Annotated in this window: 9 protein-coding genes and 1 CRISPR repeat array; all 9 genes read left to right on the forward strand. The window is 40.2% G+C overall.

Annotated features, from left to right (window positions below):
• The first annotated feature begins 291 nt into the window (after nucleotides 1-291).
• The 9 genes from cas1 (AABK37_RS23480) (at nucleotide 292) to AABK37_RS23520 (ending at nucleotide 10,135) form a co-directional block, all read left to right on the forward strand.
• Nucleotides 292-2,301 carry a CRISPR-associated endonuclease Cas1 gene (gene cas1, locus AABK37_RS23480; RefSeq protein ID WP_432553946.1) on the forward strand — a complete coding sequence of 670 codons (2,010 nt, stop codon included), beginning with the start codon at nucleotides 292-294 and terminating at the stop codon, nucleotides 2,299-2,301.
• A 203-nt stretch (nucleotides 2,302-2,504) separates the two neighbouring features.
• A CRISPR array of direct repeats spans nucleotides 2,505-4,546; the repeat unit is 35 nt; unit sequence CTTTGGCTTCTTTGAAGTCGAATAAAAATGGAAAC.
• A 354-nt stretch (nucleotides 4,547-4,900) separates the two neighbouring features.
• Nucleotides 4,901-5,932 carry a CRISPR-associated endonuclease Cas1 gene (gene cas1, locus AABK37_RS23485; RefSeq protein WP_432553947.1) on the forward strand — a complete coding sequence of 344 codons (1,032 nt, stop codon included), beginning with the start codon at nucleotides 4,901-4,903 and terminating at the stop codon, nucleotides 5,930-5,932.
• A 2-nt stretch (nucleotides 5,933-5,934) separates the two neighbouring features.
• Nucleotides 5,935-6,213: a CRISPR-associated endonuclease Cas2 gene (gene cas2 / locus AABK37_RS23490; RefSeq protein ID WP_432553948.1), complete on the forward strand. Its 279-nt coding sequence runs from the start codon at nucleotides 5,935-5,937 to the stop codon at nucleotides 6,211-6,213.
• A 160-nt stretch (nucleotides 6,214-6,373) separates the two neighbouring features.
• Nucleotides 6,374-6,646, forward strand: a complete 273-nt coding sequence (locus AABK37_RS23495) for a hypothetical protein (protein ID WP_432553949.1) — start codon at nucleotides 6,374-6,376, stop codon at nucleotides 6,644-6,646.
• Between the two features lie 68 nt (nucleotides 6,647-6,714).
• Nucleotides 6,715-7,017, forward strand: coding sequence for a hypothetical protein (locus tag AABK37_RS23500; protein ID WP_432553950.1), 303 nt, complete (start codon nucleotides 6,715-6,717; stop codon nucleotides 7,015-7,017).
• A gap of 135 nt (nucleotides 7,018-7,152) precedes the next feature.
• A complete protein-coding gene (locus AABK37_RS23505) occupies nucleotides 7,153-7,362 on the forward strand; it encodes a hypothetical protein (protein WP_432553951.1) in 210 nt (69 codons plus the stop codon).
• A 722-nt stretch (nucleotides 7,363-8,084) separates the two neighbouring features.
• Nucleotides 8,085-8,327 carry a hypothetical protein gene (locus AABK37_RS23510; RefSeq protein WP_432553952.1) on the forward strand — a complete coding sequence of 81 codons (243 nt, stop codon included), beginning with the start codon at nucleotides 8,085-8,087 and terminating at the stop codon, nucleotides 8,325-8,327.
• Nucleotides 8,328-8,670: 343 nt separating this feature from the next.
• The gene (locus AABK37_RS23515) at nucleotides 8,671-9,759 is read left to right on the forward strand and encodes a hypothetical protein (RefSeq protein WP_432553953.1); all 1,089 of its coding nucleotides are present in this window, start codon (nucleotides 8,671-8,673) and stop codon (nucleotides 9,757-9,759) included.
• 13 nt (nucleotides 9,760-9,772) lie between these two features.
• A complete protein-coding gene (locus tag AABK37_RS23520; RefSeq protein ID WP_432553954.1) occupies nucleotides 9,773-10,135 on the forward strand; it encodes a hypothetical protein in 363 nt (120 codons plus the stop codon).
• The last annotated feature ends 71 nt before the right edge of the window (nucleotides 10,136-10,206 follow it).

Below are 10,206 nucleotides of genomic sequence, written 5' to 3' on the forward strand. Positions count from 1 at the left end.
TAAAGCTCAACATCATCAAGAATTGGTATTAGTCCCCGACTTATTCAATAAGTTGGGAATCTGAACACCACAAATTTTCACAAGTCATATACAAAGTTATATACCTCAGTCAATAACTCATATACATACTCATATACCCACCTGCAACAATCAAATTAAAGAGTAAAAGTTAAAAGGAAAAAAAAGCTTATTTTGACTTACTCCATCTCAAAATAAGCAATTTTTCTCAACTTACTGCCACTTTTACCTTTTTACTTCTTCCCCACTCTTTCTTTTACCTTTTTACTTCCAATGTACTTTTCCATTGAACAATTCCAATTCGCATGGCTGCAAGTCCGTGCGGGAAGTAAAAGTGCGGGTGTTGATGGTATTTCTATTGATTTATTCGAGTCAATAGCAACCGAGCAATTACGCAATATTGCATACCAAACTCACCACCAACTTTACACAGCCAGTCCCGCAAAAGGATTTTATGTACCCAAAAAAAACGGTGGTAAGCGATTACTTGGTATCCCAACCGTCCGGGATAGAATCGTCCAGCGTTTATTACTTGAGGAATTATATTTTCCCTTAGAGGATACTTTCCTTGAATGTAGCTACGCATACCGTCCGGGACGGAATATTCACCAAGCAGTACAACATTTATTTTCCTATTATCAGTATCAACCCAAATGGATTATCAAAGCAGATATCGCCGATTTTTTTGACAATCTTTCTTGGGCTTTACTGTTAACGATGTTGGAAGAATTGCAGCTTCAACCAATTGTATTGCAGTTGCTCAAGCAGCAGTTGGAAGCGGGAATAATTATTACTGGACAATACTTAAACCGAGGTAAGGGAGTATTACAAGGAGGTGTGTTATCAGGTGCTTTAGCTAATTTATACCTGAGCGATTTTGATAGAAAATGCCTCAGTTACGGCATAAATTTAGTGCGGTATGGAGATGATTTTGTCATTGCTTGTAGCACTTTTTCGGATGCAAACCGTATCCTCGACAAAATTACTACTTGGTTGAAAGAAGTTTATTTAACTCTCCAACCTGACAAAACAGAGATTTTTAGTCCCGACGACGAATTCACCTTTCTCGGTTATCGCTTTACAAACGGTAAAGTTTACGCACCACCACCACCGGAACCTGTACGCGAGGGGGAATGGGTAATTAACGATTCGGGTACACCTTATTTTCGCACTTCTCCCAAACCAGCGAAACTTGTTTCTCGTCCTCCCAAAGCTTGCAGTATCGATAAACCTATCAACTTTCCCAGAGCAGCAATTTCACATTATTGGCAGGATTTTATGTCTACATTATACGTTACCGACCAAGGCGCTTATTTGAGTGTAAAAAATCAGCAATTTCAAGTGTTTTACCAAAGTGAACTCAAGATAAAAATTCCCGTAACGCGGGTGAGTAATATAGTTATGTTTGGTTGTTGTAATGTATCGCATGGTGCAGTCAGTATGGCGTTGCGGCGAAGAATCCCAATCATGTATCTTTCTCAAAAAGGAAGATATTTTGGACGCACGGAAGTACAAGGAGATGCTAAAGTGGAGTATTTAATGCGACAGGTGAAATGCTGTGAAAATCCTCTGTTTGTTCGCCAACAAGCCGAAGCAATTGTTACGGCAAAGTTACACAATTCACGCATATTACTAATGCGGTTAAATCGTCGTCGCGAAACAGAAATTGCTACCCAAGCAATAGATTTAATTCAGACTTTAATTGATAGTTTACCCCAAGCAGAAAGTATGGATGCGCTGCGTGGGTATGAAGGCAAAGCAGCTACCGTATATTTTCAAGCTTTAGGTTCTTTGTTTACAGGTTTCTTTGCTTTTGATAAGCGCACCAAGCGCCCGCCGACTGACCCAATTAACAGTTTAATGAGTTTGGGTTATACTTTATTAAGTCAGCAAGTATTTTCGTTTATTCAGACAGTTGGACTGCATACGCACTTTGGGAATTTACACGTTCCTCGCGATAATCATCCAGCGTTAGTATCTGACTTGATGGAGGAGTTTCGCGCTCAAGTTGTCGATTCGTTTGTTACTTACATTGTAAATAAGAAGATTCTCACTCCTGAAGATTTTACTCCCCCTGATGAGCGTGGAGGTGTATATTTACAGGCAAGTGCCTTGAAGAAGTATCTCAAGCACTGGGAGGAGAAGTTACAAACTGAGACGACGCATCCCCACACCGGTTATAAGGTAGCGTATCGTCGTTGTATTGAGTTACAGGTGCGGGAATATATTTCTTGTTTGATGGGTGAGGTGGAGATTTATCGTCCGATGACTTGGAAACTGTAATGTAGTATACCATTTGTGGGATAGACACAACGGCTGAAACCCTGATTATCTCGTTCTATCCCACAATTCGCTCTCTAGGCAAGGGGTTCAGGTGTTGAGTTGAGGTACTTATTGAGAGTAATTTGCAGTTATTTTGGTCAAAATTTGCATCCCACAAAAAAGTGCTGTAGGATTACTTCAGGGCAAGGCTTTCAAGCGGTAGCCTTTGGCTTCTTTGAAGTCGAATAAAAATGGAAACCATAAACTTTCATTGTTGGTGTTAAAGGAAATCTTGTGCTTTGGCTTCTTTGAAGTCGAATAAAAATGGAAACTGGCTCCATCCTTCTCCCAGTTTTTCCATTCAGCTTTGGCTTCTTTGAAGTCGAATAAAAATGGAAACTTTAACTGTTTTTGGTCGAGATCGCACTCGTCTTTTCTTTGGCTTCTTTGAAGTCGAATAAAAATGGAAACTTATTTCCCCATCTAATTAATTTGAAGTAATTATTAGCTTTGGCTTCTTTGAAGTCGAATAAAAATGGAAACAATTGCACTATCTATAGAAGTCGTGAGGTTTTTACCTTTGGCTTCTTTGAAGTCGAATAAAAATGGAAACCCATTGGCAACTCCAGGAATAACAACTGCAGCAGAACTTTGGCTTCTTTGAAGTCGAATAAAAATGGAAACCTGTCACGACTGTGCAAATTCATGAGCTTGAACTTGATCTTTGGCTTCTTTGAAGTCGAATAAAAATGGAAACACTTGGGGGAGTTTGCCATAAACGATGCCAATAGGTTACTTTGGCTTCTTTGAAGTCGAATAAAAATGGAAACCCGGAAGCAGGGTCGATAACCGGTTCATTAGCACGACTTTGGCTTCTTTGAAGTCGAATAAAAATGGAAACGAGACGCGGACGCCATACGCTTGCGCGTAAATGCTTTGGCTTCTTTGAAGTCGAATAAAAATGGAAACTGTACCAAGGGAAAAATATAATGTTTCCCAAAGAAGCTTTGGCTTCTTTGAAGTCGAATAAAAATGGAAACCTTGTTGTTGAACAATACATCCTGATTTTTTTAACTTGTTCTTTGGCTTCTTTGAAGTCGAATAAAAATGGAAACTTTTCCATTTTTAGTGAAGAAATCTCTTTTAATTTGTTCTTTGGCTTCTTTGAAGTCGAATAAAAATGGAAACAATTTAGCTACAACATTGGTTCTTACTAAGAAAAACTCAATGTCTTTGGCTTCTTTGAAGTCGAATAAAAATGGAAACACAATCATGTTCGGCTGATCCGTAGTTTAGAGGGAAGTCTTTGGCTTCTTTGAAGTCGAATAAAAATGGAAACCTTCAACGAGAAACTCATCTGCAACTAACTTATCTCTTTGGCTTCTTTGAAGTCGAATAAAAATGGAAACTTGATTCGTACCTTGCAAGTGGCGCTCGATTAGGGAAACTTTGGCTTCTTTGAAGTCGAATAAAAATGGAAACCTGACATTATTTCTTCTTCTCTGACATCATTAATAACTTTGGCTTCTTTGAAGTCGAATAAAAATGGAAACATTTTTCCTATCTCATCTAAACCAATGTAAAATACTCTTTGGCTTCTTTGAAGTCGAATAAAAATGGAAACTCCTTGAACATCACCAATACCGCCACCTAAACCAAACTTTGGCTTCTTTGAAGTCGAATAAAAATGGAAACTCGTCCGCGCAGAAACAGGTAGGTTTGCGAACACCCTTTGGCTTCTTTGAAGTCGAATAAAAATGGAAACAGTATAAGATCTTACTTGCTAGTATCGTAAGTTTAAATCTTTGGCTTCTTTGAAGTCGAATAAAAATGGAAACACTTTCTCAGCCCATCTTGCAATTTTCTCAGATCTTGCTTTGGCTTCTTTGAAGTCGAATAAAAATGCAAACATGTGGAAGTATTTTTGACGTCAACACAGTTTTGACTTTGGCTTCTTTGAAGTCGAATAAAAATGGAAACAAAACAATCTTTTCCTTCTCCTTATTCTGATTGACTTTGGCTTCTTTGAAGTCGAATAAAAATGGAAACACTTATCTTCTGGCTGCACCGGCAGCTAGAATTAGAACTTTGGCTTCTTTGAAGTCGAATAAAAATGGAAACCATGGTGGCGACGATGCCAATGAATTGCCAGTCGATGCTTTGGCTTCTTTGAAGTCGAATAAAAATGGAAACTAGAACTTGGTAGAAGCAAAATTCTGCCCCGTTTGATTCTTTGGCTTCTTTGAAGTCGAATAAAAATGGAAACTAAGGAATTAATCTAAATATTTTAAATAACCAACCAAATCGGAGGATATAAAAGCGATTCCCATTCAGGTGAGGCACAAAATTATATAGCAGGTTGTAGGGGCACGGCACTGCCGTGCCCCTACGCATGTACCTCATTAGACCGAGAAACGCTATAACTCCGATTTTTTATTATCTAATCGAAAGTCATATAACTCATATACAAACTCATATATACCAATCTTGTACTCATATACGAACTCATATAGTCATCTGAGAAGATGGAATTAAGTAAAAAGTAAAAAGTAAAAAGGCAAAAACAAGAAAGCCTTTATCTTTTTATTTTCTACTCTTCACCTTCTACTTAATTCAACCTATGTCTACCATTTACATCACTGAACATGATGCATTGCTCAAAATCCAACACCATTATTTAAAGGTGTTTCATCAACAAAAACAACGTATCTGTATCCCCATTCGCAACCTCAGTCAAATCATCTTCTTTAGTAACATACATCTGACACAGCAAGTCATTCAAATCGTCCATTCACATCAAATTCCCGTCTTATATTTAACCCAAAACGGTGAATACTTAGGAAGGCTAGAAAACACATCACAACTACAACCAAAATATCTCATTCACCAACGCCGACACAAGCGCGATATCGAATTTAACCGCGCTACAGCAGAAAGCATGATTTGGGCAAAATTGCATAATCAACACAACTTTCTGCAAAGCTGGACTCGCAATTATGCAAACCCCATCACCCAGCGTGCATTAAATTATCTAACGCTGCTAATGGATAATTTACCCATAGCAACATCCCTCAACCAACTGCAAGAATATAACCAAGAAGCTGATAACATTTACCACCGTGCTATCTCATACCTACTCAGCTTTTACAATCCCTGTTCCCATACAACTGCAAAGCAAATTGCAAAATTGCAAAACTTGGGGAATCTACTCTTACATCAATATATATACACTCTTCTTCACACCGCAGGACTCCACCCCGACTACGCGATTTTCCACCCTAACACATACGAACTCCCGTTAGTATGGGATTTCATGGCAGAATTTCGCGCACCTATTGTTGATGATCTCGTGTTCAACTTTGCTCGCAATCTGCCAAATTCTAATGGTAATGGTAACGGGAAAAAGTCGCGTACCGTTCTCCAAAGTTTCCTGCAACACTGGGAAGGGAAATTGCAAACTTTTGTACTGCATCCTTACGCTGGGGAAGTAAGTTACCGTCAATGTATGGACTTACAAGTGCGTGAATACCTTGCGTGTCTCCTGGGTGATGTCGAATATTATCGTCCCCTCGCATTCAAACATAATCCTGCACATTTTAATTTTGCCAATGTCGGTGAATCGCAGAAAGCACCGTTAACTTTGGTGAAATAACCATGTTTTACTTAGTTTGCTATGACATCGTTAGCGACACCCGTCGTAATAAAGTGTCAAAACTTCTCGAAGCTTACGGTTTGCGCGTACAAAAATCTGTCTTCGAGTGCATTTTGGATGAAAAACAGTACGAAACTGTATCAAAATACCTCGTTAGACTCGTCAATAAACGAGAAGACCAAATCCGATTTTATCCTATGTCTGCACATCATCGTTGTAAAGTTGCTGTAGTAGGAACGCAACCGCAATTTACAGTAGACGACGCAGCGTTTATCGTTTGAATAGTGTTGTAGAGATACGATATATCGCGTCTGAAATTTAGACACAACAATTACCAGATTAAAAATACCAAAATGAATGCTTGTAAAAAAGCACGCGCACCTCCTTTGTGCAAATATCTGCTGCGCTTTCGGTTGAATTTGGATATGTGGGAACTATTGAATGCAGTTTCACTCTCTCAAGTTCCATTTGATTTTTAGTCCAAAAGCTGAAAAACAACTTAATACATTATCCCGGAAAGACCGCAAGCAATACGACAAATCATTTGAATGTTTGGCTAATCATGGTCCAGTTTACCGCAGTTTGAGAACCCATCGATATCACTGCAAAGATGGCGAGATTTGGAGTTCTTCTGCATCAATGGCGAAACGATTTTATTGGCGTTATGTGGAGGAAAAACAAATTATTGAGGTAACACATTTAGATTCACATTGATTTTGTAGAGACGCGATACCCAAGCGTCTCTACAGCAAAATTAATTTCACCTTTTAACTTTACCTATCATGTCTAAACCTCATTCATTGCAAATGCGAGAATTACGGCTAATTCAACTCTATAGCAATTGGGAATTTAGCATGACACCAACACAGTTTTATGCGAAATGGGGTGTAAGTTATGAGCAAATTGCCTTAATATGCTTCCGTTCTGATTCTACCGTTAGGAGTTGGTTTAGAACAAATCGCAACCGACGATACCCAACCCACAATGATTTACGCCATTTGGCTTTGATGGATTTTCTCTTGGAGCATTTTGAGGAAATTCCCGAACACCTGCGACGTTTATTGTGTCTTAGCAATTCACAATAAACTTTCTAATTCACAAAAATGCTAAATTGTCAATACTATCTTGACCTGTCTTGAGAAGCCGTGTCTGGTTTAGCCTAAATTTAGGCAATTCAAAGCCGATTATAAAAGTGATTCTACAGCACTTGTGAGAAAGTTATGACGATTTATTCTGAGCAACTGCGTCCTTGGTGTATTATTCGCACCCTTCCCAATAAAAAACAAATTGTGGTTGCACGATTTCGTCGTCGTGATGATGCAGTTGCTTACTTACAAGTGCTGCAATCCTTACTTAAAGATACTGTCTTAACGATAAGTTTTGATAGCCAATTAATAAGGAATTCACCAGAAAATGATACTTTGAATTGACTGGCTTCATCAGAAGTCGAATAAAATGGAAACACTTGCGTTTAGTTAATACCAATCCACTTCAAGGATTACCATGTGGTTAACATTTGGTGAAATGGTATAAACTTTTATATTTTTTGTCTCCAGCTACCATCTTGGTTTTGCTGGAGATTTCATTTGGTGCTTTAAATCTTGCACTAACACCAATTTTACATGAGGCTGCACATAACGTCCTGCGCCGAACGCACGCACTCGCGTTCAGGCGCTTTAGCCTGGATGCTAGGTGCTATAACGGAGGGAACCTCCGCAACGCACTGGCTCGGCTATACAAACCAGGAACACCTGCGTCGGCTAATTTTATGCATCTTCATATGAAATCGGTATAACACCGAAATAAGAGCTATTCTTACAGGATAACAATTTACTTCGACAGTTTGAAACCTTTATTTAACAAGCACTTATTTGTGATTCGCACAAAAAATTTTGTTAATTCAGACTGCTGATGTAGGATAAAAAGTGTCAGGGAAAGCCTAGTCCTATAAGACAAAAATAAAAAGGTAATAAATAAAACACAAAATAATTAGATCATAAGCTTTTTGCTTGTTTTTATTGCAACTATAATCACACATATTTACGTGCATATGACATTGATTATTTGCTTTTGATTTGAATTATCCATCAAGCTATATTCACAATTTAATATTTCGCTTCATCCTTTGTTAGTGATAATTATGGAGGACGATATGAAATTGCAACTATCGATTTTTTCAATCATTTGTGCAGGCTTTGTTGGTGGGTGTCAATTCAACGCAGAAATAACTCAGAACGCAATAATACAAAGCAATGGTAAAATTACACCCTGCGAATCTTTTGATAAAGGGGATAATCTACATCAATTAATGTTAAACAACCAGCGATTGCAACTTACACCTGGTTGTCATAATAATTCTTTTAGAGGACGCTCGGTTGCATTGGGAGTCCGGTAGATACAAGTGTTAGAAAAAATAATGTTCGGCTATATCGTTGTATTATGTCTGGCAAATTACTTGTAATAATGAGTGCATTGAAGATGCGATGAGCGAACGCGAGTGCGTCTCAAAGAAAAGCGTCACCAGAGGCGATCGCATTTGCACTTCTTCATCCAATTTTATAACAACTGGATGCTAGAAATCCCTTTCACATCCACCCCGCTGTACGCCGACACAATTAATAAGTGCATATTTATGTTATGCATAAAATCGCGTTTTTGAACATAGCAGCGATAAATCTTAATACAAAGGTTGCAGCCTCACGGCTGGGAGAGGGAGAGGTTTTTCCTATCTTCCATTTATGCAACAACTAGAACTTTGGGACTTGCTTCCCTCTGTAGAAAACGGCTCTCAGGACACAAAGCCGCTGCTGTTCCCCAATCCCCGCAAAGCCCAGAAACTACGCGAATTGGCTGACGGCATGACCGAGGCAATAGCAGCAAAGAAACATCCGCCCATCGCTCAACTTAACCCCACTCGTCGCCGCGCCCGAATTGCCGATTCGCTCTATCAAGAAGGCTTGAGACTGGAGCAAATTCAATTCCTGCTTTATGCGCTTGCCAACCGTGCAAAACTTGGGAACCTGCCCCGCATCCTGGAAGGAATCAGCGCTAAAACCCAACTAGAAGTCCTAGCATCCATGAGCAAGGACAGTTGGAGCGACAAGGATATAGAAGACGTATTCGCCTCGGACGGTTGGTACAAGGAGTGGGTAAAAAAGCTTAAAAGTGCTGGCATTCGCACACCCCAACAGTGTAAATGTGCGATCGCTGCCCTGAAAGAGTTGGGTGCAGAACGTCCCAAAAGTACTGAGGAAACTGAAGCATTAGAAATCAGCCAACTTAAGCGAGAAGCTGTGTGGCAGAAAATACCCGATTACTTTCCCACACCGCAGCATCTGTTGGAGCGAATGATGCAACTTGCTGAACTCGAACCGGGAATGCAAGTGCTGGAACCGAGTGCTGGTTCGGGGTCGATCTGCCTTGAACTGAGGGCAGCAGGCATCGAACCCGATTGTTTCGAGGTGTCGCCTACCCTGCGAGAAATCCTCACTCGCCAGAAATTCTACTTAATTGGTGACGACTTTATGGAAGCCACTCCAAAACCAATATATCACCGCGTCATTATGAACCCACCATTCAGTCTTGGTAACGACATTTGCCATGTTAAGCTTGCGTTCAAGTGGCTAGTCCCCGGCGGACGACTGGTGAGCATCGTTAGCAACTCCTACACCTTTGGATCAAAGCAAAAATACCAACACTTCCGCTCTTGGTTGCGTTGTCTGGGAGCAACGGAGTTCGACAACCCAGCAGGCTCTTTCCTCCAATCAGATCGGCGGACAAACGTGAACACCAGAATGCTTGTGATTGACAAACCCACTCACGAATGAGGAAACCTTGAACATGGCTTGGTCGAAACAGCACCGGGACAAGATGCAGAAGCTTTGGGACGATCCCCAGTGGCGTAAGCGACACGCCGAAAGTGTCCGTCAAGGCAAACAGCGTAAAGCTAAAAGTAAAGGCGCGGCTGATGATCCACAACTACTGACCCTAGAGGAAAAACGAGCCTTGGTGAGTAAATTGCAGCGTGAAATTGCAATTGAATCAGCGGACAAAGAAGCTCTGCTGACCATCGAGCGCCAACTTCCCGCAAAACTGACCCTGCTTCTCGGAAAAGAATCTCATCCGTTGTTGATGAAAATGCTGGCAGACGGGTGGGAACCGCGAATTCTGTGGGAGCATCCCACTTTGGCAAAAATATATTAACCCTGTGTTGTGGGTTATCTTGGGTTATCAATAGGACTTACGCACGCTCTCAAATTTCTTATCTTGTGCAT

Origin of the sequence: Tolypothrix sp. VBCCA 56010 (assembly GCF_050875635.1) — a bacterium.
Taxonomy (GTDB): domain Bacteria; phylum Cyanobacteriota; class Cyanobacteriia; order Cyanobacteriales; family Nostocaceae; genus Hassallia.

Excerpts from the sequence above, each read along its gene's own strand:
- cas1 (WP_432553946.1), top strand. The coding sequence starts at position 292 with ATGTACTTTTCCATTGAACAATTCCAATTCGCATGGCTGCAAGTCCGT.
- AABK37_RS23500 (WP_432553950.1), top strand. The coding sequence starts at position 6,715 with ATGTCTAAACCTCATTCATTGCAAATGCGAGAATTACGGCTAATTCAA.
- AABK37_RS23515 (WP_432553953.1), top strand. The coding sequence starts at position 8,671 with ATGCAACAACTAGAACTTTGGGACTTGCTTCCCTCTGTAGAAAACGGC.
- cas1 (WP_432553947.1), top strand. The coding sequence starts at position 4,901 with ATGTCTACCATTTACATCACTGAACATGATGCATTGCTCAAAATCCAA.
- AABK37_RS23520 (WP_432553954.1), top strand. The coding sequence starts at position 9,773 with ATGGCTTGGTCGAAACAGCACCGGGACAAGATGCAGAAGCTTTGGGAC.
- AABK37_RS23495 (WP_432553949.1), top strand. The coding sequence starts at position 6,374 with ATGCAGTTTCACTCTCTCAAGTTCCATTTGATTTTTAGTCCAAAAGCT.
- AABK37_RS23510 (WP_432553952.1), top strand. The coding sequence starts at position 8,085 with ATGAAATTGCAACTATCGATTTTTTCAATCATTTGTGCAGGCTTTGTT.
- AABK37_RS23505 (WP_432553951.1), top strand. The coding sequence starts at position 7,153 with ATGACGATTTATTCTGAGCAACTGCGTCCTTGGTGTATTATTCGCACC.
- cas2 (WP_432553948.1), top strand. The coding sequence starts at position 5,935 with ATGTTTTACTTAGTTTGCTATGACATCGTTAGCGACACCCGTCGTAAT.